The following is a 23,604-nucleotide window of genomic DNA, read 5'->3' on the forward strand; positions in this document are numbered from 1 at the left end:
CAGCCTGCAGGGCGGCGGCTCCGGTTATAAACGGGAATGTGAGCGCTTCCTTCCCGATGCGTGAATCAGGATAAACTGTCCGCCGGAATATCTTGCTCTAACCGGCAGTCCTGATTTAGTTTTTTCATCTCATAGACGATAAAGACCAGGACGATCACAGCGGAGGTAAAGTCGGCCACCGGTCCCGCGTACAGCACCCCGTCCAGTCCAAAGAACATGGGCAGCAGCAGAATCAGGGGGATTAGCAGCAGAAGCTGCCGAAGCATGGACAAAACCGAAGCCTTCATGGGCTGGCCGGTGGACTGGAAATAACTGGTTGAGACGACCTGGAACCCGGCGGTGAAGATACCCAGCATATAGATACGCATACACTTAACGGCAAAGTTGGTAAAGTCGGCATTGCCGGTACCAAACAGTCTCAGGATCACGTCCGGGATCAGCTGGCAGGCGGCCCAGCCGATCAAGGATGCCGCCGTAGCGGCCGCGATGGCGTACAGGTAAGTTTTACGGATCCGGCTGGGATGGTTGGCTCCTCTGTTAAAGCCAAGGATCGGCTGGGATCCGATACCGACCCCGATACAGACCGATAACAGGATCATACTGATTTTGGATACGATTCCCATGGCGCTTAGGGCTACGTCCCCTCCGATGGCGGTCCGGTTTCCGTAGAACACAAGAGAATTATTCAGTACCACCTGAAGGATGGTGGCGGCGCTCTGGGTGATTCCGCTTGACACTCCAAGGGCGATCATTCTGCCGCAGATCGGGGAACTCAGCCGGAAGTTGGCGGTCTTCAGCCGCATATTGCTGTAGCGCATAAAATATACGGTCAGGACCACTGCGGAAATAATCTGAGAGGTGATGGTCGCGATAGCTGCTCCCACGACGCCCCAGTGGAACACGAAGATATAGATCGGGTCCAGAATCGTATTCAGGACAGCGCCGATCACCATACTGTATGTTGCCAGGGTAGGGTTCCCGTCCGTTCTTGCCATATTGCTCAGAATCACACCCAGCATATTAAAGGGCGCTCCGATTAACAGGATCGATGTGTACTGCCTTGCGTAATCCATGGTATTTTCGGTTGCGCCGAACAGCTTTAACATAGGATCTAAGAATATCAGCCCCAGGGCCAGAACGATGATCCCCATGACGATTCCCAGAAGAAATACATTTCCCAGGCACTTTTCAGCGGTCTCCTCCTGCTTTTCCCCCAGTTTAATGGCCGCGAAGGCGCTGGCGCCGGCTCCCAAAAGGGTGGATGCAGCCAGGATAATCGTCACGATAGGAAAGGCAATGGTAGTTGCGGCATTTCCCAGGTAGCCGATGCCCTGTCCGATAAAGATCTGGTCAACGATGTTATACAGCGCATTTACCAGCATGGAGATAATCGCGGGCAGCGCAAATCTCATGAGCAGCCGTCCGATTGGCTGATAGCCCAACGGATTTTCCTTTTTCGACATAGTTTGAACTTGTTCTTCCATAATAAGGTCTTCCTTTCTTTTGTATCTTTCGAAGTATTAATATCTTTTCATCGAGTTTATGCGCAGATAATATAGCTGCCGGCAGCTATTCCGGGTGCGTTCCCAGAAGTATGGACTAATGAAATGAACTTCTAAATAAACTAGACTGATCCCAGATACTTTTCAAAACTAGTCTCTATTATAGCAATTTTTGGTTGCCTATGCAACTGTGAATTTAAAATGTAAGTGCTATAGCAGTTCTTGCCGGGGGCGGCTATGCTTGCTGCTTCCATTCGGGCGCTGCGGCGGTATCCGGGGACGCTCCGGGCGGCCGGGTTCTTTTGTATCTCCCTGGGGGCGCGGAGGGCTTGCGCTGGAATACGCTAAGTGAAATCGAAAAGCCGGATTCAGGAACCGAGCCTATTCACCAGGAACACCTGACGTGTTCCCGGTTCAGAGGCTCTTGCCCGTCGGACGTGAAGTCCGCCGTGCATCCTGAATCCGGCTTTCCGATTTCACCAAGCGTATTCACAGCCGCCCTATGCGTCCCCAGGGAGATACAAAAGAACCGGGCCGCCCGGAGCGTCCCCGGATACCATCGCAGTGCCCGAATGGAAGCAGCAAGCATAGCCACCCCCGGCAAGAACCGCCATGCCGTTTGACAGGGTGAGGGAGAGAGGTTAGAATCGTAGGAGAAATAGTTGATTTGTGAGGAAAGCTCATTCGGACAATATTGTTCTTGAAATGACAGGAATAATTATCTTTAACATACTATCATAAGGACAGGAGGTGAGAGGAGTGGAATGGACAGAAAGTTTTCAGGTCGCGATCCGGTATATGGAAGAACATCTGCTCGACGATATCCGGATGGACGATATCGCAAAAAAAGTCTATATGTCCCCTTTGTATTTTCAGAGGGGGTTCAAGATTATGACCGGGTATTCGCCGTCGGAGTATATCAGATACAGGAGGCTTTATCTGGCGGCGCTGGATGCGATTTCCGGAAATGAGAAGGTGATTGAGCTGGCATATAAGTACGGTTATGATACGCCTGAGAGTTTTACGAAAGCATTTACGCGGTTTCATGGAATGTCTCCGATGCAGATACGCAGTCATTTTGAAAAAATCAAAACTTTCTTGCCTCTGAAAATCAGAATATCCATACAAGGAGGAGACGAGATGAATTTTACAGTTGAAAAGATGCAGGGTTTACAGGTGATCGGTTTTGAGAGGGTGTTTTCTTTTGAGACGTCTTATCAGGAAATACCCGGGTTCTGGAATGAGTTTTGCGGACGGTATATGAAGTATCTTACAGGTCAGGAAAAACCTGTGGATGAGATGCAGAAAGCGGTATGGGATTATAAGATCGGTGAGTTTGGAGTCTGTATCGATGATCTTGGAGAAGAAGGGAAGTTCCGGTATCTGCTGGCCGGAGCGTATACGGGCGGCGATGTGCCGGAGGAGCTGACAGTGTATAGCTTTCCGGATATGGAGTGGGCGAAGTTCCCTTGTGATGGGCCCATGCCTGCGGCGCTTCAGACGGTGAATACGAAGATCTTTAGAGAGTGGCTTCCCAACAATCCTGAGTTTGAGATCGCCATGGGGGCTAATATCGAGTGGTATTCCAAGGGGGATATTAGCAGCCAGGATTATGAGGCGGCGATCTGGATTCCTGTTAATAGGAAATAGCAGAGTATTGAGGGATTGGCGGAGTTGGGTTAATGGGTAGAGGATAATTATAGGAGAAAGGGGGCTGTCTGCGGGAGCCGGCTTTTGGGTGGAGGAACTTGTCGTTTGGCGGGGGAATCTGCTTTGGCCGGCTTCCGGGGACAGTCCCCTTTCTTTTTTGCACGCTTGCGGACGGAAGAAGCTTACGAAAGGGGACAGTCCCCTCTTATCCGGCCCTTGCTATGGCGGGGATAATCTGCTGAAGGGGGGGAGCCTTGGGCTGGAAGGCCGTGTTTGGGCGAAAAATGTCAAAAAGAAGCGAGAAAGTTTTTTACTTATGGAATGTTTTATATTATAATGTCTTTGTGAGCCTAAAATTGAATACTCAAAATTTTAAAATAAGCGAGGGAATACAAATGGAAAGAAAAGTAGGGACTGTGTCCAGAGGAATTCGTTGTCCGATTATCCGTGAAGGGGATGAATTGGCTGGTATTGTAGTGGATAGCGTTTTGGACGCTGCGAAATCAGAAGGGTTTGAGATCCGGGACCGCGATGTGATCGCTGTTACGGAGTCTGTAGTTGCTAGAGCGCAGGGGAATTACGCGCCCATCGAGGCTATTGCAAAAGATGTAAAGGCCAAACTGGGAGGCGGGACGATCGGCGTGATCTTTCCGATCCTGTCCAGAAACCGTTTCGCGATCTGCCTGAGAGGGATCGCTATGGGAGCTGAGAAGGTGGTTCTGATGCTGAGCTATCCAAGCGATGAAGTGGGAAATGAACTGGTGACCCAGGATCAGCTGGATGAAGCCGGCGTGAATCCTTACAGCGACGTTCTGACGCTGGAAAAATACAGGGAGCTGTTCGGCGAGAACAAGCATCAGTTTACGGGAGTGGACTATGTGGATTATTACAGCGGCCTGATCAAAGAGATGGGAGCCGATGTGGAAGTGATCTTCGCCAATAATCCCCGGGTGATCCTGGATTATACAAAGTGCGTATTGAACTGTGATATACATACCCGGGCTAGAACCAAAAGGATTCTGATGGAAAACGGCGCTGAGGTCGTATGCGGCATGGACGATATTCTGAACGCGCCGGTGGACGGCAGCGGCTGTAATGAAAAATACGGTCTGCTGGGTTCTAATAAGTCCACGGAGAACACCATTAAGCTGTTCCCCAGAGACTGCACGGACCTGGTGATGAATATTCAAAAACAGATGCTGGATAAGACCGGAAAACATGTGGAAGTAATGGTATACGGTGACGGAGCCTTCAAAGATCCCGTCGGAAAGATCTGGGAGCTTGCGGATCCCTGCGTATCGGTTGCGAATACCCCGGGCCTGGAAGGGACTCCCAACGAAGTAAAGCTTAAATATCTGGCGGACAATGATTTCAAGGATTTGAGCGGCGAGGCGTTGACGAAAGCCATTTCCCAGAGAATCAAGGAAAAAGATGATAATCTGGTGGGTAATATGGCATCCCAGGGAACCACACCCAGAAGGCTGACAGATCTGATCGGTTCTTTATGCGACCTGACCAGCGGTTCGGGAGACAAGGGAACGCCGATCATACTGGTACAGGGATATTTCGATAACTTTACCAATTAAATAAGGAGCTGAATAAGATGAAACAGGATATGATTGTAATATTGGACCTGGGCAGCACCAGGAATCCGGAGCTGGCCCGTGAGATCAGGGATCTGGGCGTATATAGTGAGATTTATCCCCATGATATCACGGTGGATGAGCTGAAAGCCTTAGAAAATGTAAAAGGCGTGGTCTTAAACGGCGGAGAGAACAGAGTCGTAGACGGTGCGCCGGTGGATATAGACGCGGATCTCTATGGATGCGGCCTGCCCATGATGGCGGTGGATCATCCGGGCGCGAAGTGTGAGCTGGTTTATGATGCCCTTCCGGAAAAGGAAGCATTGAAGAGCTTTGTATTTGACACCTGTAAGGCAGAGGCCAACTGGAACATGAAGAACTTTATCGAGGATCAGGTAGAGCTGATCCGCCGTCAGGTGGGAGAGAAGAAGGTACTGCTGGCTCTGTCCGGCGGCGTGGATTCCTCCGTGGTGGCGGCGCTGCTGTTAAAAGCCATCGGTTCCCAGCTGGTATGCGTGCATGTGAATCACGGCCTGATGAGAAAAGGCGAGTCGGAAAGCGTCATTGAGGTGTTCAAAAACCAGTTAAACGCCAACCTGGTCTATGTGGATGCCACGGACCGTTTCCTTGGAAAACTGGAAGGTGTGGCTGATCCGGAACAGAAACGGAAAATTATCGGCGCGGAATTCATCCGCGTCTTCGAAGAAGAGGCCAGAAAACTGGACGGCATCGAATTCCTGGGCCAGGGCACCATTTATCCGGATATCATCGAGAGCGGAACGAAAACGGCCAAGATGGTGAAGTCTCATCACAACGTGGGCGGCCTGCCGGAAGACCTGCAGTTTGAACTGGTAGAACCGTTAAAACAGCTGTTCAAAGACGAAGTCCGTGCCTGTGGTATCGAACTTGGCCTGCCCGGCGGTATGGTTTACAGACAGCCGTTCCCGGGCCCCGGGCTTGGCGTGCGCTGCCTGGGAGCGATTACCAGGGACCGTCTGGAAGCGGTACGGGAAGCGGATGCGATTCTGCGGGAAGAGTTCGAACGCGCGGGATTGGATAAGAAGGTATGGCAGTATTTTACGGTCGTACCGGACTTTAAGTCTGTGGGTGTGAAAAATAATGCCAGATGCTTTGAGTATCCGGTGATCATCCGGGCGGTGAATACGGTAGACGCGATGACTGCTACGATCGAGCAGTTAGACTGGCCGGTCCTGTTAAAAATTACGGACCGGATCATGAATGAGGTGGCGAATGTGAACCGGGTGTGTTATGATCTGTCTCCGAAGCCTACTGCTACCATTGAGTGGGAGTGATTTTTTGAAACTCCGAACCCGTTGTGGCACAACGATTTTACGGTTTTATATCTCTCTTTTGATAACGATTTGATAACGCTCCCCATATACCGTATCATTCTATATTCCCACTGGATTGCGGGTAAAGAATGCTTTTTTACGGCTTATAAGTGAGGACAACCATATTAGAAAGCCCTTACCGATGGCAACGTCGGTAAGGGCTTTTGCTGTCTATTCGTCTATGTCAAGCCTGTCCCGGAACGCTTCTACCAGAAAATCGCTCAACTCTTTGGAGGGGACTTTGGCCCAGCGGTGAGTGGTGTCGTACTTGGGGTAGTTGTACCGCCAGCGGTCATAGTCTTCCCTGGTGATCTCCCCGGCCTCCAGCTTCTTGGCCTGCTCCGCCCAGGCGGACAGCATATCAAGCATATTGGTATAGGTCTTGCCTTTGGATTTGTCCAGACGCAGACAAACCTCGCCGTCAATCTCCCCAATAGTCAGCCCCCGAATATCCTCCAAAGCAAAGAGGGTGTGCATCAGGCCGATGTCGGTATCTATGTCAGGGACGGTCAGGGCATCAGGGGAAATATCAAAGAAGTCAGCCAGTGTCTTTGTCAGGTCGGCCTTGGGGGTGCGGCTCCCGGTTTCATACTGTGCCATACGCACATCGGCGGAGCGTTCCGGGAAACCCACCACCATGCCAAGATACTTCTGTGTGATGCCCTTCATGTTGCGGAAGAAACGAATACGTTCACCAATCGCCATAACTGCCAACTCCAATCTATGTAATGGGGACACTTGAAGTATAACAGATATGTTTAGACCAGTCAAGAGAAAAATAAATAAATTTGTTTATATTTTCTCGTTGGAAGGTCTTGACATAACGGAATAGAGTTAGTATAATAGGACTACGTTAAGCAAATAGCGTTAAATCAAAAGAAAGGAGGAATCCATATGGAGAACAGATTCATCCGGGCGGAAGAAGTTGCGGACGAGCTGGGTGTATCGAAGCCCTACGCCTATAAACTCATCCGGCAGCTCAACGAAGAATTGAAGGACAAGGGCTTCATCACCATCGCAGGGCGGGTCAACCGCCAGTATTTCAACGAACGGCTCTACGGGGCCAGAAAGGAAGGGAACTAAATGCCAGTCTTTAAGGACGAAGCAAGAGGAACATGGTACGTCATGGTGCGGTATCAGGACTGGACGGGGGAGCGCAAACAGAAGTGCAAGCGTGGCTTTGCCACCAAACGGGAGGCCCAGGAGTGGGAGCGCAGTTTCCAGATGCAGACCTCCGGCGACCTGGATATGACCTTTGAAGCCTTTACCGAGCTTTACACCAAGGATGTGAAACCCCGGCTCAAGGAGAACACCTGGCTGACCAAGGAGAACATCATCCAGAAGAAAATTCTGCCCTACTTTGGCAAGCGGAAGATTAGCGAGATCACCACCAAGGACGTGATCGCATGGCAGAACGAGTTGCTGGCCTACCGGGACGAGAAGCGCAAGCCCTATTCGGCTACCTATCTCAAAACCCTGCACAACCAGCTTAGCGCCATCTTCAATCACGCCGTCCGCTTCTATGAGCTGCGCTCCAATCCCGCCGCCAAGGCTGGAAACATGGGGTCAGAGGAACGGAAGGAAATGCTGTTCTGGACGAAAGCGGAGTACCAGAAGTTTGCGGACGCCATGATGGACAAGCCCGTTTCCTACTACGCCTTTGAAATGCTCTACTGGTGTGGTATTCGGGAGGGGGAACTGCTGGCCCTGACCCCGGCAGACTTTGACTTTGAGGCCGGGACGGTGAAAATCAGCAAGTCCTATCAGCGGCTCCACGGCAAGGACGTCATTACCACGCCAAAGACGAAGAAAAGCAACCGCACCATTAAAATGCCCAACTTCCTCTGTGACGAGATGAAGGACTACCTGGGGATGCTCTACGGCATCAAGAAGAAGGAGCGCATTTTCACCATCACGAAAAGCTATCTCCACCATGAGATGGACAGAGGGGCGAAGTCGGCAGGGGTCAAGCGTATCAGAATCCACGACCTCCGGCATTCGCACATCTCACTTCTGATTGACATGGGCTTCTCCGCTGTGGCGATTGCTGACCGCGTGGGGCATGAGAGTATCGAGATCACCTACCGCTACGCCCACCTGTTTCCGTCCAAGCAGACGGAGATGGCGGACAAACTGGACTTTGAAAGGATGGGAGCGTAATGTCAGCTAAGAATTTGGACACTCACAACCGCTGGAGGAACAAGACCGTGGCCTTCCGGGTGTCCCCGGAGGAAGATGAACAGATCGAGGCCGCTGTGCGGCTCTCCGGCCTGACAAAGCAGGACTACATCACAAGACGCCTCCTGTGCCGGGACGTAGTGGTACAGGGTAATCCCAAGGTCTACAAAGCCCTGCGTGACCAGCTTGCCGCCGTTCTGGACGAACTGCGGCGGGCCGAGGACGGGGCTGGCGTGGACGATGAACTGCTGGACACCATTCAGATGATCGCCGCTATCATGGGCGGCATGAAGGAGGATTGATAGATTGATGGATTCCAGAGAAACGAAAAGGACTGTCCCGGTTCCGTCTGTTGGCGCAGACGGGGAACAGCCCATTTCACAAACACCTACCGCAAGTATAACAGAGGAAACGACAGAAAACAATCCCCCTGAAAAAAATTATGCGGAACTGCTGCGGAAAATGCAGCGCATGAACGACCCGGCGTATCTCCCCACGATTTCCATGAACGAGTTGTACGAGAACGTCTATCAGAGCAGACCGCCCGTCATTGACGGTCTGCTCTATCCGGGGACGTACCTCTTTGCGGGAGCGCCCAAGGTAGGCAAGTCGTTTCTGATGGCCCAGCTTGCCTACCACGTCAGCATGGGCCTCCCCCTGTGGGACTATCCCGTTCACAAGGGGACTGTCCTCTATCTGGCGCTGGAGGACGATCACCGTCGCTTGCAGGAGCGGCTTTACCGGATGTTCGGCATGGACGGCACCAACGACCTCCTCTTTTCCATCTGCGCAAAGCAGGTCGGCAACGGGCTGGAGGAACAGCTAAAGCGATTCGTGCAGGAACACCCAGACACCAAACTGATTATCATTGACACCCTTCAGAAGATTCGGGAGGCTGGCGGGGATAAGTACAGCTACGCCAACGATTATGAGGTGGTAGGAAAGCTGAAACGCCTTGCTGACGCTTGCGGCGTCTGCCTCCTACTGGTACATCACACTCGGAAGCAGCAGGCCGACGACAAGTTTGATATGATCTCCGGCACCAACGGCCTGTCGGGGGCAGCAGACGGGGCCTTTCTTCTTCAGAAGGAGAAGCGGACGGACGGCACCGCCACCTTGGATGTGGTAGGACGTGACCAGCAAGACCAGCGGCTCTATCTCATTAAGGACAAGGAACACCTGACATGGACACTGGAGCGGATGGAAACGGAGTTGTGGGTAGAACCCCCCGACCCGGTGCTGGAGGCCGTAGCCGCCTTTATCACGGCGGAGAGGCCGTCCTGGGGCGGTACGGCCACGGAGTTGGCGGCAGCCCTGCAAGTGGATATGAAGCCCAATGCCCTGGCGATGCGGCTGAACGTCCGGGCCGGGAAACTGGCAACGGACTATCATATCCGCTATGAGAACACCCGCACCCACGCCGGGAGAAGTATCAGCCTGACCCTGGATCCTCCCCAAGCGTGACGACCGTGACGGCTGTGACGGCTTTTTTGAGAGCGGGGGCGGTGTCCAAAACATCGTCACGGTCGTCACGGCTGTCACGGGGAGCGGGGTCAAATGTCAAGGGGGCATACCTGTGGGTGGAGATTGCCGCAAGGCAATACAACCCGAACCCCTTGATATTTGGCCCACGGAGGACACTTGCCGGGTGGTGGAAAGGCTGTGCCTTTCCACCTGCCCAACGGCGAGTGGAAAAGTTTAGGCGGGGTGCAGGGCGCCCTTTTCAAAGGGCGGCCCTGCTGGGGGAGGCAACCGCAGTTGCCGGGGGCAAAGCCCCCACACCCCCTCGGAGAGCCCACGACACTTTGCAGACCGAAGGGATGAAAGTGTCATAGTGGGTTATTACACTTCCTGCAGGAAGTGCCTCCCCCGAACCCCCGTCCTCTTTCAACAACCCAACATCTGAAACAGGAGGATTTTTGCCTATGGCGAGAGGCGACGGCATTGACCGTACCAACGCAAGAAATATGAGGCTGACCGAAACCAAGATCGGTAACACCCAGCAGCACAACGAGCGTGAGAAGGATTCCTATGTCAATCAGGACATTGTACTGGAGCGGACGCCGCTCAATGTCCATTTCAAAACCCCGTCTGCCGGGTATCGGGAGATGTTTGCTCAAATGGAGGCCGACGGCGTGATCTCCACCCGTGGCATCAAGGAGGATGCCTTTCGATACGGTGAGTTGGTCTTTGATGTAAACTCCGCTTACTTCTACAATCACGGCGGGTATGACTTCGCAAAACAATTTTACACCGAAGCCTATAAAGCCGCAATCAAAATCGTGGGCGGAGAGCAGTATATTTTGTCGGCGGTCATGCACGCTGACGAGCGCAACCGGGCCATGTCCGAGGCGCTGGGGGAGGACGTGTACCACTACCACCTCCATGTGGTTTATATCCCGGTAGTGGAGAAGGAGATACGCTGGACAAAGCGGTGCAAGGACAAGTCCCTGGTGGGCAAGGTCAAGGAAACGATCATGCAGGTGAGCATGAGCAAGAAGTGGGCGTCCAAGCCCATTCTGGACGAAACTACCGGGGAGCCGTTACGCACAGCTAAGGGCAAACCCGTTCTACGAAAGTCGTACAGTGTCCTGCAAGATGATTTCTTTGAGCATATGCGCTCCGCTGGCTATGACGATGTAGAGCGTGGGGAACGTGGTAGTTCCGAAGAACATTTGACTGTTACGCAGTTCAAGACGGAGCGTGAGCAGGAACGGCTTGCACAGCTTCAAGAGGTGTCGGCGCTGGCCCAGGTTGAGGCCGACAAAAAGAATAAGGAGGCAGCATCAGCTGAGAAGAAAGCGGCCCAGGCCAGGGCTAAGCTGGACGATGTAGCGCCCTTGCTCAAGGGCATGGAGAAACTGGCGGCGGACTTCTCCGACGACCCGGAGCGGACGCTGCCGGAGGCGGGGCCGCTGGAATCGGCCAAGTCCTACCGGGAGAAAAAGGCCAAGCCCCTTTGGGAGAAGATCGTCAAGGTGCTGCGCTCCGTCTACCGGGCCTACTTCGACCTCAAGAGCAAGTTTGAGCGGTTGCAGAGCGCCTATGATCGTGAGGTCAGTAAGAACGGCTCCCTGTCAGCCAGGATTTATGAGGTTTGTGCCGAGAGGGACGGCTTGAAAGGGCAAGTCAGGGACTATGAGCGGGTCAGACGGGCCATTGGCCCGGAACAGGCGGACAGGATACTGGAGGCAGCTTACCAGCAGGAACAGGTCGAAAAGGAGCAGAAATGGGGTGCAAGGTCAAAAATAAGGGTAGGCGCACGATAATCACAAAAAATGGAGGTAATTTCATGGAAAAGTACATCTTTGACGAGGGCAACGGTCTGTGGTATGAGTTGCAGAGGGACTAACAATATTCGGGCGTGTGCGGCGGAAATCGTGGACACAGAAATTATTTGCGCATGAGGCCCCAAATCGGAGGGTGTCCCGGTGAATGCCCTCCTGATTTATTTGGGACAGCGGGTAAAAACTTCTTGCATTTTAGAGTGTGCTATGCTATACTGCTGTCATCCTGATTTGAGGAGTCTATTCAACATGCGGCAAGGTATTCTTAAATAAAATTTGATAATGGGCACAAAAATAATTGCCCCTTGCAGGGGCTTGGTTTTTGTACCCAATTTAAGAATGCTTTTGCCTTTTTATCAAATATCGTGACGGATAACGGCTCATGTTAGCTGAATGCGTTTCTATGTATCCGAAGTCATGATCCCCAGCGGTAAAAGTATTTGCCGCTGGGGATTTTTATGCCCTTCGGGGCAGTAAAGGGAGGACAATCACATGAAAATAATCAATATTGGAATTCTTGCCCATGTAGACGCTGGAAAGACGACCTTGACGGAGAGCCTGCTATATGCCAGCGGAGCCATTTCAGAACCGGGGAGCGTCGAAAAAGGGACAACGAGGACGGACACCATGTTTTTGGAGCGGCAGCGTGGGATTACCATTCAAGCGGCAGTCACTTCCTTCCAGTGGCACAGATGTAAAGTCAACATTGTGGATACGCCCGGCCACATGGATTTTTTGGCGGAGGTGTACCGCTCTTTGGCTGTTTTAGATGGGGCCATCTTGGTGATCTCCGCTAAAGATGGCGTGCAGGCCCAGACCCGTATTCTGTTCCATGCCCTGCGGAAAATGAACATTCCCACCGTTATCTTTATCAACAAGATCGACCAGGCTGGCGTTGATTTGCAGAGCGTGGTTCAGTCTGTTCGGGATAAGCTCTCCGCCGATATTATCATCAAGCAGACGGTGTCGCTGTCCCCGGAAATAGTCCTGGAGGAAAATACCGACATAGAAGCATGGGATGCGGTCATCGAAAATAACGATGAATTATTGGAAAAGTATATCGCAGGAGAACCAATCAGCCGGGAAAAACTTGCGCGGGAGGAACAGCAGCGGGTTCAAGACGCCTCCCTGTTCCCAGTCTATCATGGCAGCGCCAAAAATGGCCTTGGCATTCAACCGTTGATGGATGCGGTGACAGGGCTGTTCCAACCGATTGGGGAACAGGGGGGCGCCGCCCTATGCGGCAGCGTTTTCAAGGTTGAGTACACCGATTGCGGCCAGCGGCGTGTCTATCTACGGTTATACAGCGGAACGCTGCGCCTGCGGGATACGGTGGCCCTGGCCGGGAGAGAAAAGCTGAAAATCACAGAGATGCGTATTCCATCCAAAGGGGAAATTGTTCGGACAGACACCGCTTATCAGGGTGAAATTGTTATCCTTCCCAGCGACAGCGTGAGGTTAAACGATGTATTAGGGGACCAAACCCGGCTCCCTCGTAAAAGGTGGCGCGAGGACCCCCTCCCCATGCTGCGGACGACGATTGCGCCGAAAACGGCAGCGCAAAGAGAACGGCTGCTGGACGCTCTTACGCAACTTGCGGATACTGACCCGCTTTTGCGTTGCGAAGTGGATTCCATCACCCATGAGATCATTCTTTCTTTTTTGGGCCGGGTGCAGTTGGAGGTTGTTTCCGCTTTGCTGTCGGAAAAATACAAGCTTGAAACAGTGGTAAAGGAACCCTCCGTCATTTATATGGAGCGGCCGCTCAAAGCAGCCAGCCACACCATCCATATCGAGGTGCCGCCCAACCCGTTTTGGGCATCCATAGGACTGTCTGTTACACCACTCTCGCTTGGCTCCGGTGTACAATACGAGAGCCGGGTTTCGCTGGGATACTTGAACCAGAGTTTTCAAAACGCTGTCAGGGATGGTATCCGTTACGGGCTGGAGCAGGGCTTGTTCGGCTGGAACGTAACGGACTGTAAGATTTGCTTTGAATACGGGCTTTATTACAGTCCGGTCAGCACGCCGGCGGACTTCCGCTCATTGGCCCCGATTGTATTGGAACAGGCATTGAAGGAATCGGGGACGCAGCTGCTGGAACCTTATCTCTCCTTCATCCTCTATGCGCCCCAGGAATACCTTTCCAGGGCTTATCATGATGCACCGAAATACTGTGCCACCATCGAAACGGCCCAGGTAAAAAAGGATGAAGTTGTCTTTACTGGCGAGATTCCCGCCCGCTGTATACAGGCATACCGTACTGATCTGGCCTTTTACACCAACGGGCGGAGCGTATGCCTTACAGAGCTGAAAGGATATCAGGCCGCTGTCGGTCAGCCGGTCATCCAGCCCCGCCGTCCAAACAGCCGCCTGGACAAGGTGCGCCATATGTTTCAGAAGGTAATGTAAAGATACATAATCGTCAAGACGGCAACAATCAGAAGTTATGGAGGGTAACAATGGAATATAGTAAGGAAGATTTAATGGAAGCAAAAAAGCAAATTTGGGGAGTGGGAGAGAACATGGGAACAGAGGAAAGTAAAAAAATCTGGGAGGAGAACGCACAATTTTGGGATAATGCAATGGGTGACGAATCTAATGAATTTCACAGAGAGGTAGTGCGTCCCAAAGTAACGGAACTTCTATCTCCTAATCCTGCGGATTACATTTTGGATATTGCGTGTGGCAATGGAAATTATTCTTCGTATCTTGCACAAAGAGGCGCTTCGGTTGTCGCTTTTGATTACAGCAAAAAAATGATAGAATTGGCTAAAAGACGGCAATCACAATATGCAAAACAAATTGAATTTTGTGTGGCGGATGCGACCGATAGAAAAAGTATATTAGAATTAAAAAGAAATCGAGCCTTTACGAAAGCAGTTTCTAATATGGCAATTATGGATATTACGGATATTGAACCACTTCTTATGGCTGTTTATGAACTGTTGCAGGAAAGCGGAATTTTTGTCTTTGCAACGCAACACCCTTGTTTTGTCACGTTGACTGAAAAATATATGACACCGCACAGTTACTATGATATAGCGATTGAAGGGCAACCGAAAGAGCAGATTTATTATCATCGTTCCATACAAGATATTTTTAACCTTTGTTTTAGAGCTGGATTTGTCATTGATGGATTTTATGAAGAATGTTTTAAAACCAACAAAGAAATTCCTATGGTAATGATAGTAAGGCTTAAGAAGGTAAAACGTGATAGCTTAAAATAAATTCAAGTTTGTCGGGTAAATAGCAAACCCAGCCGAGCCAGTCAACGGTCAAGATGAACGGCGCATATGCGCAGCCGTTGACAGCCCCGCCCGCCTTTGCTGGTAGGCAATCAAGGGGCGACAGCAAGAAGTGCCACCGCCCCGCACTATTATTCAGAAAGGGGAATTTCCATGACCGACCAGATAGCCTATCAAGAATATATCCAGCGCAGGTACAACGCCTTTTGCAAGACTGTTATCCGCTGTGCCGCCTTGGACAAGATTTTGAAGCTTAAACGGCAATGGGAACGGCAAGTTTCCCTTGACTATCTGATGAACGAGAAGTTTGTCCAGTTTGCCGCGTCGGAGCCGGACGAGGAATAAGCATATAAACACACCCATTTTATACCTATCAAAGTCCTTAAATAAAACAGAAAGCAAGCGTTGCTCTTCTAAAGGGCTTAATACTCTCATTTCTTGAGCGTTCTTTTTGAATGATATTCTTTCAAAGCTACAAACAACACTTACTCCATAAGAGTGTGCATACTTAAACGATTCTTTTACTATAACCATAATATCAGACATACTTTTTGGGGAAAGACCGCCGTTTCCGTCTATTCTTCCGTTTTGTAATTTACGAGAAACAAATTGCTCCATTAGAGATGTGCTGATTTTATTGATAGGATATTTGCCGAGGTCGGGTTTGATGTGGTTTTCGATTGTGTTCCTATAACGAATGTAGGTTGACTCTTTTACCCCTAATCGTTTGGCGTGTAACCACGCATCCAGCCAATATTCATATTTTTCCTTATCTTTTGTTTTTTCCAAATCACTTGATAAATCAGCATAGTTCTGAGCTTTGAGAAGTTTCGCTTTTACTTCGGTATAGGTAGGTGCGTATAGGTATTTATATTTTGCCTTTCCGTTTCCGTCATAGGAATCAATATACCTTGCTTCCCATCTACCATCTTTCCTTTTATAAATGTTTTCACCTGTTCTCGACATTGCTTTATATCCTTTCTAATTACTATTGGCTGACGGACAATGTGACTGAAAATAGCTTTTCTATGCAGCCAAGCACTCTGTTTTTTTGCTTTAAGAACTAAAACAAAGTTCTTTTTCGACATTTTTCAGGTATTTTCGTTTGACACCTTGACAAATCCGACAACACTATGTATAATTATATTAGGTTTTTCGAGAAAATTCTGCTTTCGTCAAGGAGAATACTCTACGAAATAAATGGGTGTTTGACAGATGCTTTCGGCATCTGTTTTTTTATTTGTTTCTTTCAAGCGTTTCGGCACTTTCTGCCATTTTAACTATTTCTTCATCCGGGACTGCTTCGGGGCTATACTCTAAAACATAACTTATTTCTGGTGTGTCAGTCCAGCAAAGATATGAATGTTCATCGAACTCATAGAGTGCTGCATCCCAATTTTTAATTTTCATTTCTTTGCAACGGTTCGCACTATCAGGATTTATCAAAACGCCAAGAGCATCCACATTTAATCCTGTGATTTCTGAAGGATCTGCCTCGTAGTATGTAGTTTTCAAAATATGATAGTTGATTTCGTTGCCTTCTTTATCGGCGTATTTTAGAGTACCCGCAACAACTGTTTCTGTCTGCTTTTTAACATCATCACCAAGCACTTCTTTAATCGCTGATTCTATGCGAATTATCATATCTTGGAGTGTGTCCTTATTCTCCTTCACCAAAGCTCCGATAGCAAAAGCAACTCCCAAAACAAGAATTACTGCAATCAATGATATTATCAGCTTCTTTTTCATCGTGTTCCTCCCTTTGCAGATCACAAGCAGTCTGCAATATTGAAAACGGTCAAACCGTGTTTAGCAGCATAATCTACCGTATACGCCGTTCCTCCTTTACTTTCAGTCAAGTATGCTATACAAGCCGAACTATTATCTACAAGATGACGGTTGCGTTTGTGCATACAACCTCTCGTGTATTCTTCCGATGTATAAACAACCTTATCAGCTTGCTCTTTGATATTCTCATATATCTTTACATCTTCACTTGCCCAACCTCTTGTTTGGGATCGGCAAGGTAAAACAAGAATAAGGCGAATATCAGGATAGTGTTCCTTTAATTTCAAAACTGCGAGAGCTGCGATGGTATCAAAACCTAACGCTCCTCCTGCACCAAAGTATAGATAACCCTTCTTTATAAGCCGTTCAACCGTTTCTTCAGTCTTGTCGAAAATAAGTTGATAATCTCCCAAAGGAATATCTCTGTGTCCGGTAAAGCAACAAGTTTTCTGTTTCACACTCTCACTCCAAAAATATCGCTATTAGCGTATAACTAACGATAATGGCATTAGTATATCACAATATCGTCAAAAATGATAGGTTTTTCGGCAAAAAAATAAGCCTGCGAAAAATCGCAGGCTCAAACACGCAAAATTTACTTTATGGTCTGTTGAATAAAGGCATCAAGAATAGCAAACGCCTTTTCTTGTTCCTCCGGCGGTAATGCTTCAAGACGCTCTGATAAGCGTGAACTCTTGACCTTGTAGCCAAAGTCAATAACATCAGAGAACACATCATCTGCTGAACATTCCAAAGCATTTATAATGGCAACTAATTTATCCAAGCGAGCAGAGCTTTTTCCTCTTTCAATATCCGATAAATAGTTAGTAGATAACCCGATTACTTCAGCGAACTGCTGCTGAGTATAGCCTTTAGCTTGTCTTATTTTTTGAATACGTTTGCCGATTATCTGTTCAACGCTCTTTTCGTTTTGCACACATTCCACCTCCAATCACACTAAAGTCGTAACAGCTAATGCTGATAGTATTAGTATACTTGGTAGATATGACATAATACACAAGACGATAGCGAATTACTAACGATGATATACTGAATTTCATAAAATATTTACGATACATTCGTTGTTTATTCGCTATAAGCGTTATTTTTGAGCAAAAAAAGTAGTTACCCCCAACCAAAGTTGGGGGTAGCATTTTAGTATTGTGGGATACCATAGCCGAGTATCTCATAGTGACCGACAGAATACTGATTTACTCTTACACTATCACCGGAGTTGCCTTCAACGGTATAGACAATTCCGTTCTCAACCTTTTGCACGATACCTACATGGTCGGAGAGTCCGTCCTGCGGACCTGATGAGCCTTTATTATCCCAGTCAAAGAAGATAATCATTCCGGCGACAGGCTCGGCAGAGCCGTCCATCCATTGACCTCTGTCCTTGAACCACTGCACACCGTTCACACAGCCTGCAAACTTCGGGATAACGCCGGTGTCAATATATCCGCACTCATTGGCACACCAAGATACGAAGCAGGCGCACCACTCCACACGGGAACCGAAGCCATACCAAGACCAGTAAGGCTCGCCACCCACGTTTCCAATCTGCGACAAAGCAACGGTTACGATTTGGTCGTCGCTTGCGGTTATGCCGTAAAGCACAGATGACCACAAAGAATTGTTCTTGTCTTGCAGAAGCTCTGTCAGGTAATCCTTTTGCTCTTGGTTAAATCCGTACTGCACCGTCATTTCGTCCACCGTCTTGTGTGATACCGTTATATATAAATAGGTTCTCGTAACGGTGGTTTCGGTCTGCACGATGTTTCCGTTTCCGTCATCGGTTTCGGTTATGACCGTTTCAGACTTGCTTTCTGTCCGTGACGATATGCTGTTCATCTCCCAAAATATATCTTTGAGAAGCTGCTTTTTGCTATCGTCCATTGTGGCGACCTCCTGCGGATTATCAGGATCGGTGTTGACCTTAACGGAATACACCGAAAGCACCTCTTTCCAAACCGCACGGCTGCCCGACATTTCAAGAACATCATAGGTATTACCGTTTCGGATTTCCAAAAGCTTGTTATCATATTCTGTGTTGATTTCCTGAACGGCGGTCTGCATAGACTGTCCCGTTCCTGAGTCCTCTCCTGAAAAGAAGATACCGAACACCGAGCCGATAATAGCGGCGATCAGGCAAATTACGATAATCACAACTACTGCAACCCAACCTCCGGCAGCTATTGCGGCGACAAGCGCTTTAATTCCGGCAATAATCGCTTTTACTGCGGCAATCGTAGCCTTTACTGCCGCCTTAACACCGGCAACGATCGCCTTTGCCGTAGCTTTTGCGGCTTGGGCGGCTTTTTGCGCCGCTTTCGCACTTGCCTTTGCGGTTTTCTGTGCCGCTTTTGCAGCCTGCTGTGAGGTCTTGATTGCAGTTTTTGCGGTTTTCTCGGCAGTCTTAACGGATTTCGCCGCCGTTTTTGCAGAGCCTTTACCGACTGTCTTTATCGTTTTCTTTCCGGCTGAACGAGCAGACTGCTTTACGGTTTTCTCCGCCGATTTTTCCGCAGTCCTGACCGTTTTGCCGCCGATATTCTGAGATTGCTTCTGCAAAGCCTTTTCAGCCCGTTTTGCCTTGAAATTCTGAATACCGTCCTTTGTCTTGTAGATATTTTCCTTTGTGGTTTTCACGCCTTTCCGTCCGGCTTTGTCAAATTGATGTGCGCCCTCGTGAACAGCGGTGTCAACTCCACGCTCAAACTTATCCGCAGCATATTCATCGGCGGAATTTTCAGCGGCAGATGTGCTGTGTTCGGCTTTATCTTTGGTAGAGATATACGCCTGTTTCATTCGCTGTCCGGCTACGGCAGCTTTGTCAATGGTCTTTATCGTACCTTTGACCGCATCTCTTGTTTTAATATCAGCCATATAATAAACCTCCCTTCGTGGAAAATTAGAACGCAAAATAAGGGGAAAAGGTATAAACACCTTAACCCCTTGACCTTTGCATATAAAAAGGGGCTTGAAATAAGGGTTTTCGGCGGTCTAATTGTCCACGCCCGACCTCATATTTCGTTGATATTTCGCCTTGTTTTTCAGGTACATTATCCTTGCACACTCAGCACAGTATTTCTGCCTGTTACTGTGCTTTTCAATAGGAACACCGCACCTTTCACAAACGGTTTTTGCCCCCGACATCAATATCTCTGCTTCCAGCTTTGGCTCTGCGGGTAATACCGCATTGCGGAAGTATTTGCAAAGCAGAGAGAAGGAAATAGACTGAACGCATACGCAGGGTTCTCCGTCATCAAGGAGCAGACAGTTTCCTCCGTCGTAATTTGCACACAGGCGCTTTATCAGGGCATTAGCTTTGTATCTCTGTCGCCCCGTCATTTGAGGGAGCATTGCTACCACCGCTTTCTGTTACTTTCTTTGCAACTACGACAAGCCTGCTGTTCTGACCGGAATACTCACAGGTGGATAGCGTGATGAGCTTATCACCGTATTCGGCAGAAACGCCCGTATCGTAGAAAGCCTTTTCTTTGGCTCTTTGGATATACCCGTCAAACTGCTCCTGCACTGCGGCATCCACAAACTGATAATACTTGAACTCATTTTCCGAGCCGGTATAAACCGCCGTCTTGAAAACAGCGATAACCTCATAGGTCTGTTTCACATAAAGCGTATCAAAGCGGAAGGTCTTGTGTTCTTCCCAAAATTCCTTCTTCTTAAACCTTTCAAGGTCGGAAAACATTGTGCCGTTCTTCATATGATGACCGTAAACAATCAGGTTGTCAGACGGCTTATTCACATCACAGCTTTCGCTCATATAGGGGCAGCCGTAATCGGTGTATTCCTTGTCAAAGCCGTGCTTCAGATAGAAGTTCGACTCCTGCGGCGACTGCATAACGGGATAGTTGATTTGCGTATCGTCAATTCTTATCCACCCCACAATATCGCTGTTCTGCTCAAAGAGTTTTGTGTACTCAGGAAGCATTACCACTTCTCCCTCCGTAGTGTTGACAGCCTCGCTTGTTTCGTTTTCCTCTACAAACTCTGCAAGACTGTCGTAGATTTCCTCCTGCGTATGCGCTTCCTTGAAATGACTGTATATCATCACTCCGCTGAAAATCATCACAAGCAGTAAAAAGCAGATGATTGAAACATAGATATTCTTTTTCATTGCGTTTCCTTTCTAAAGCCGAGAGAGAGCTATGCGCTCTCTCCGGGTTTCGTGGTCATCAGTTTGTAGAGTTTTGTGTTCTTGGGGAACTTGTTTGCGAATGGAACAAGAGAACTACCGACTTTCAGGAGTCCGTGTCCCGCTTCGACATTGGTGATATAGGACATCTGAAGGTCGGAGATATTCAGAAGCTCCGCCAGTTTCAGCCTATCGGTTGAAGCCTGATTGAGCATAATGATGAACTCGGAGTTAGCAAGCATCGTCCTTGCCGTATGGCTCTGCAATAGGTCATCCACATTCTGTGTGATGCCCGTCGCATAAGCACCGTACTTTCTTACACGCTTCCAAAGGGTAAAGAGGAAGTTTGCACTGTACTCATGCTGGAAAAGCAGGTAAATCTCATCAATAAAGATATAGGTGTTCTTGCCCTTCGCTCTGTTCTGCGTAATGCGATTGAGAATGGAGTCGAGGACAACAAGCATACCGATGGGCATAAGCTGCTTACCGAGGTCGAGAATATCGTAGCAGATCAGGCGGTTGTTGGTATCAACATTCGTCTGCTTTGCAAAGGTATTAAGAGAACCGTGCGTGAACAACTCAATCGCAAGTGCGATTTCCTTTGCTTCAGGCTCGTCTTGCTTCAGGAGTTCAGCACGGAAATCCTGCAAGGTCGGTACAGTACCCGTGTAATCGTTCTGCTGATAGGTACGGTAAACGCTTGCGGTGCAACGGTCGATAATAGATTTCTGCTTTGCTCCGAGATTGTTGCCGCCGATAAGCTGTTCGCAAAGCGACATAATGAACTCGGATTTGAGAATAACGGGGTTTGCACCGTCGCCGTATTCCTTGTTCATATCCATAGCGTTGATATGGCTCGGAGAAGTGGCAGAGATATTGATAATCTCGCCGCCCAGCGCTTTCACAAGTGCGGAATACTCTCGCTCAGGGTCAATTATGATAACATCTGCGTCCGATGAAAGAACAATATTCTCGATTTCTCCCTTTGCGGCAAAGGATTTACCGCCGCCGGATACACCGAGGATAAAGGAATTACCGTTCAAAAGCTGTTTACGGTCGGCAATAATCATATTCTTTGAAATAACATTCTGACCGTAGTAAATGCCGTTTTCGTGGTAAATATCCTGAACACGGAACGGGATAAACACCGCTAAGGACTCGGTAGTGAGGGTTCTGAAGGTGTCAATCTTTCGTGTGCCGAAGGGCATAACCGTATTCAGTCCGTCGAGCTGCTGAAATTTCAGTACCCCGAACTGGCATAGATGCTTTCTTGCGGTAGTCAGGAGCGCCTCGGTGTCCTGATCGAGCTGTTCTTTTGTATCTGCCGTATGCACAAAGGTAATAACGGCAAACATCATTCGCTGATCTCTTGTAGTCAGGTCATCGAGAAACTCTTTCATTTCTTTTTTCTGCTGCTCCATATCGTAAGGAACGGTAGCAGAAAAGTTGTTGTTGGAGTTCTGCCTGCGCTGCCAGTTCGTTATATTCGTCTCAACGCCAAGCAATCTGCTCTCCGCTTCACGCACCGCTTCGTCGGTGGGAATGGGTACAACATCAATCGACATCATCAGATTGCGGTTTAGGTCTGTAAGCTCCGCCACCATACTGTCCTTGATATACGACGCATATTCACGCAGAAAAAGCACTCTGCCGTAGCGGTCTCCGATTTTGAAATAGTCGCTTTCAAACTCCATAGAATCAGGGCAGATATAGTCTTTGAAATCGTGTCCTTTCTTTCGGGTTTCCTTAATGTCAAAATGAAAAGAGCTTTCCTCACCGACTCTGTAAAAGTCGTGGAAAACTCTCAGTCGTTCATCTGTTTCAAGCTCGGTGCATTTGCTTCCAAGTCTGCCGAAGTGGGCGATCAGGTCTGCGCCGACACGGGCAAAGTAGTTTCTTGCTTCCTCAATGTTTTTCTTGTTGATAGAGATGGTAATATACTTGTCCTGCACAATGGCGTTTGCTCCGGTGGCTTTTTCAAGCAGCATTTTGTTGTATTCCTCACGGTACACATCAAGCTCATCGCCTTTCAGCGGCAGAAGAATGGTTTTCTCAAAGTCCAGTCTGTTCAGCCTGCGGTTGTTGATTGTAATTTTGGTAGTAGCTCCGCTGTCAAAGGAATTAAGCAACTCCGAGTATTCAAGGAACATTGCCTCCTTGTCCTCACGGCTGGCTACCGCATAATTTATATCCGTAAACTTAAAGGATTTGGAGAACTTATCCTTGCCGACTTGAAAAATGCCGTCATCATAGATTGCCTTGATAGGAATGACATCCTGGACGCCCTTCGGTACAACAAACTTCTCCTTATCCTGTTTGAAAAGATTTGTTAGTGTCTTAATCATTGGTTTTCAATACCTCCTTGCTTTTTTGTTCCATACTCGGCTTCATCAGCTCAAAGTAGGTGTTGGTGGAATGGAAAACGAGCTTTTTCGGCATAAGAAATTCACTCTTGATCCACGCCCACACAAATTTCTCTGCGGTCATACCGTTGTACTTAATGAAGCCCAGCGCCGCAAAGGGTGCGGCCGCTAAAATGCACATCCACGACACGGTTTCCGTACCAACATACGGTTTCAGCAGAAAATATACGCCCACCGCAACTGTGCACGCCAAGACAGAAAAGATGAACTGTCGAAGCGTTAGTCCGAAAAACATACTTTCCGTGTAGTTGCGGATTTCTCTGTTAATTTTTACTTCCATTTCTGTTCCTTTCCCGGCGGCGAGCTTTTATGATTTCTTCCTTGCAGACACACTCATCGGCAAGACAGATAACTCTCCGCTTGCGTTTGCCGCCGTAATAAATACAATATCTGCAATCGCAATCCTCAAGGGAATATCCTGAGAATTTGTT

The 23,604-nt window shown here is 48.8% G+C and carries 21 protein-coding genes; 10 read left to right on the top strand and 11 right to left on the bottom strand.

Annotated features, from left to right (window positions below):
* Window positions 1-65: 65 nt before the first annotated feature.
* Complete coding sequence (locus KTH89_RS11255; protein ID WP_238721776.1) at window positions 66-1,484, bottom strand: MATE family efflux transporter; 1,419 nt, start codon at window positions 1,482-1,484, stop codon at window positions 66-68.
* 777 nt (window positions 1,485-2,261) lie between these two features.
* Between KTH89_RS11255 and KTH89_RS11260 the strand changes: the two genes are divergently transcribed.
* The 3 genes from KTH89_RS11260 to guaA all read left to right on the top strand — a co-directional run bounded on the left by KTH89_RS11260 (window position 2,262) and on the right by guaA (window position 6,048).
* Window positions 2,262-3,152 (top strand): AraC family transcriptional regulator, encoded by an 891-nt coding sequence (locus KTH89_RS11260; RefSeq protein WP_238721778.1) that lies wholly within the window; start codon window positions 2,262-2,264, stop codon window positions 3,150-3,152.
* A gap of 395 nt (window positions 3,153-3,547) precedes the next feature.
* The gene (locus KTH89_RS11265) at window positions 3,548-4,738 is read left to right on the top strand and encodes a coenzyme F420-0:L-glutamate ligase (RefSeq protein ID WP_158348563.1); all 1,191 of its coding nucleotides are present in this window, start codon (window positions 3,548-3,550) and stop codon (window positions 4,736-4,738) included.
* A gap of 17 nt (window positions 4,739-4,755) precedes the next feature.
* Window positions 4,756-6,048 (top strand): glutamine-hydrolyzing GMP synthase, encoded by a 1,293-nt coding sequence (gene guaA / locus KTH89_RS11270; protein WP_238721780.1) that lies wholly within the window; start codon window positions 4,756-4,758, stop codon window positions 6,046-6,048.
* Between the two features lie 210 nt (window positions 6,049-6,258).
* On the opposite strand, the gene KTH89_RS11275 is transcribed toward guaA, so the two are convergent.
* Window positions 6,259-6,792, bottom strand: coding sequence for a helix-turn-helix domain-containing protein (locus tag KTH89_RS11275; RefSeq protein WP_016412723.1), 534 nt, complete (start codon window positions 6,790-6,792; stop codon window positions 6,259-6,261).
* A gap of 189 nt (window positions 6,793-6,981) precedes the next feature.
* Between KTH89_RS11275 and KTH89_RS11280 the strand changes: the two genes are divergently transcribed.
* The 7 genes from KTH89_RS11280 (at window position 6,982) to KTH89_RS11310 (ending at window position 14,782) form a co-directional block, all read left to right on the top strand.
* Window positions 6,982-7,170, top strand: a complete 189-nt coding sequence (locus KTH89_RS11280; protein ID WP_016412724.1) for a helix-turn-helix transcriptional regulator — start codon at window positions 6,982-6,984, stop codon at window positions 7,168-7,170.
* On the top strand, window positions 7,171-8,247 hold the full coding sequence (locus tag KTH89_RS11285) for a site-specific integrase (protein ID WP_016412725.1): 1,077 nt from the start codon (window positions 7,171-7,173) through the stop codon (window positions 8,245-8,247). It begins immediately after the preceding gene.
* Complete coding sequence (locus KTH89_RS11290; protein ID WP_238721782.1) at window positions 8,247-8,567, top strand: plasmid mobilization protein; 321 nt, start codon at window positions 8,247-8,249, stop codon at window positions 8,565-8,567. The genes KTH89_RS11285 and KTH89_RS11290 overlap by 1 nt, the downstream gene beginning before the upstream one ends.
* A gap of 7 nt (window positions 8,568-8,574) precedes the next feature.
* Window positions 8,575-9,729: a helicase RepA family protein gene (locus KTH89_RS11295; protein WP_052792089.1), complete on the top strand. Its 1,155-nt coding sequence runs from the start codon at window positions 8,575-8,577 to the stop codon at window positions 9,727-9,729.
* A gap of 461 nt (window positions 9,730-10,190) precedes the next feature.
* The gene (locus tag KTH89_RS11300; protein WP_036376036.1) at window positions 10,191-11,534 is read left to right on the top strand and encodes a plasmid recombination protein; all 1,344 of its coding nucleotides are present in this window, start codon (window positions 10,191-10,193) and stop codon (window positions 11,532-11,534) included.
* A gap of 510 nt (window positions 11,535-12,044) precedes the next feature.
* Window positions 12,045-13,964, top strand: coding sequence for a tetracycline resistance ribosomal protection protein Tet(W) (gene tet(W) / locus KTH89_RS11305; RefSeq protein WP_002586627.1), 1,920 nt, complete (start codon window positions 12,045-12,047; stop codon window positions 13,962-13,964).
* Between the two features lie 50 nt (window positions 13,965-14,014).
* Entirely contained in the window at window positions 14,015-14,782 is a 768-nt protein-coding gene (locus tag KTH89_RS11310) for a class I SAM-dependent methyltransferase (RefSeq protein WP_002586626.1), read from the top strand.
* A gap of 153 nt (window positions 14,783-14,935) precedes the next feature.
* Here KTH89_RS11310 and KTH89_RS25275 read toward each other — a convergent pair whose 3' ends face one another.
* From KTH89_RS25275 to KTH89_RS11360, 9 genes are all read right to left on the bottom strand, one after another.
* Complete coding sequence (locus KTH89_RS25275) at window positions 14,936-15,766, bottom strand: tyrosine-type recombinase/integrase (protein WP_456298704.1); 831 nt, start codon at window positions 15,764-15,766, stop codon at window positions 14,936-14,938.
* A gap of 270 nt (window positions 15,767-16,036) precedes the next feature.
* Window positions 16,037-16,549: a hypothetical protein gene (locus tag KTH89_RS11325; RefSeq protein ID WP_238721783.1), complete on the bottom strand. Its 513-nt coding sequence runs from the start codon at window positions 16,547-16,549 to the stop codon at window positions 16,037-16,039.
* A 20-nt stretch (window positions 16,550-16,569) separates the two neighbouring features.
* Window positions 16,570-17,046, bottom strand: coding sequence for an SLOG family protein (locus KTH89_RS11330; RefSeq protein WP_238721785.1), 477 nt, complete (start codon window positions 17,044-17,046; stop codon window positions 16,570-16,572).
* A gap of 137 nt (window positions 17,047-17,183) precedes the next feature.
* Window positions 17,184-17,525 (bottom strand): helix-turn-helix domain-containing protein, encoded by a 342-nt coding sequence (locus KTH89_RS11335; RefSeq protein ID WP_117859362.1) that lies wholly within the window; start codon window positions 17,523-17,525, stop codon window positions 17,184-17,186.
* A gap of 218 nt (window positions 17,526-17,743) precedes the next feature.
* Complete coding sequence (locus tag KTH89_RS11340) at window positions 17,744-19,477, bottom strand: CHAP domain-containing protein (RefSeq protein ID WP_238721787.1); 1,734 nt, start codon at window positions 19,475-19,477, stop codon at window positions 17,744-17,746.
* Window positions 19,478-19,594: 117 nt separating this feature from the next.
* Window positions 19,595-19,954 (bottom strand): cysteine-rich VLP domain-containing protein, encoded by a 360-nt coding sequence (locus tag KTH89_RS11345; protein WP_330656681.1) that lies wholly within the window; start codon window positions 19,952-19,954, stop codon window positions 19,595-19,597.
* Window positions 19,914-20,732, bottom strand: a complete 819-nt coding sequence (gene srtB / locus KTH89_RS11350; RefSeq protein WP_238721789.1) for a class B sortase — start codon at window positions 20,730-20,732, stop codon at window positions 19,914-19,916. Before srtB ends, KTH89_RS11345 begins: the two co-directional genes overlap by 41 nt.
* Before the next feature lie 29 nt (window positions 20,733-20,761).
* Complete coding sequence (locus KTH89_RS11355) at window positions 20,762-23,095, bottom strand: VirB4-like conjugal transfer ATPase, CD1110 family (RefSeq protein ID WP_131779274.1); 2,334 nt, start codon at window positions 23,093-23,095, stop codon at window positions 20,762-20,764.
* Complete coding sequence (locus KTH89_RS11360; protein ID WP_176784954.1) at window positions 23,088-23,453, bottom strand: PrgI family protein; 366 nt, start codon at window positions 23,451-23,453, stop codon at window positions 23,088-23,090. Before KTH89_RS11360 ends, KTH89_RS11355 begins: the two co-directional genes overlap by 8 nt.
* Between the last annotated feature and the right edge of the window lie 151 nt (window positions 23,454-23,604).

Source organism: Diplocloster agilis (assembly GCF_019042275.1).
Lineage (GTDB): Bacteria > Bacillota > Clostridia > Lachnospirales > Lachnospiraceae > Diplocloster > Diplocloster agilis.

Coding starts and splice junctions, on each gene's coding strand:
- KTH89_RS11255 (WP_238721776.1), bottom strand. CDS start 1,484: ATGGAAGAACAAGTTCAAACTATGTCGAAAAAGGAAAATCCGTTGGGC.
- KTH89_RS11265 (WP_158348563.1), top strand. CDS start 3,548: ATGGAAAGAAAAGTAGGGACTGTGTCCAGAGGAATTCGTTGTCCGATT.
- guaA (WP_238721780.1), top strand. CDS start 4,756: ATGAAACAGGATATGATTGTAATATTGGACCTGGGCAGCACCAGGAAT.
- KTH89_RS11275 (WP_016412723.1), bottom strand. CDS start 6,792: ATGGCGATTGGTGAACGTATTCGTTTCTTCCGCAACATGAAGGGCATC.
- KTH89_RS11280 (WP_016412724.1), top strand. CDS start 6,982: ATGGAGAACAGATTCATCCGGGCGGAAGAAGTTGCGGACGAGCTGGGT.
- KTH89_RS11285 (WP_016412725.1), top strand. CDS start 7,171: ATGCCAGTCTTTAAGGACGAAGCAAGAGGAACATGGTACGTCATGGTG.
- KTH89_RS11290 (WP_238721782.1), top strand. CDS start 8,247: ATGTCAGCTAAGAATTTGGACACTCACAACCGCTGGAGGAACAAGACC.
- KTH89_RS11295 (WP_052792089.1), top strand. CDS start 8,575: ATGGATTCCAGAGAAACGAAAAGGACTGTCCCGGTTCCGTCTGTTGGC.
- KTH89_RS11300 (WP_036376036.1), top strand. CDS start 10,191: ATGGCGAGAGGCGACGGCATTGACCGTACCAACGCAAGAAATATGAGG.
- KTH89_RS11310 (WP_002586626.1), top strand. CDS start 14,015: ATGGAATATAGTAAGGAAGATTTAATGGAAGCAAAAAAGCAAATTTGG.
- KTH89_RS25275 (WP_456298704.1), bottom strand. CDS start 15,766: ATGTCGAGAACAGGTGAAAACATTTATAAAAGGAAAGATGGTAGATGG.
- KTH89_RS11325 (WP_238721783.1), bottom strand. CDS start 16,549: ATGAAAAAGAAGCTGATAATATCATTGATTGCAGTAATTCTTGTTTTG.
- KTH89_RS11340 (WP_238721787.1), bottom strand. CDS start 19,477: ATGGCTGATATTAAAACAAGAGATGCGGTCAAAGGTACGATAAAGACC.
- KTH89_RS11345 (WP_330656681.1), bottom strand. CDS start 19,954: ATGCTCCCTCAAATGACGGGGCGACAGAGATACAAAGCTAATGCCCTG.
- srtB (WP_238721789.1), bottom strand. CDS start 20,732: ATGAAAAAGAATATCTATGTTTCAATCATCTGCTTTTTACTGCTTGTG.
- KTH89_RS11355 (WP_131779274.1), bottom strand. CDS start 23,095: ATGATTAAGACACTAACAAATCTTTTCAAACAGGATAAGGAGAAGTTT.
- KTH89_RS11360 (WP_176784954.1), bottom strand. CDS start 23,453: ATGGAAGTAAAAATTAACAGAGAAATCCGCAACTACACGGAAAGTATG.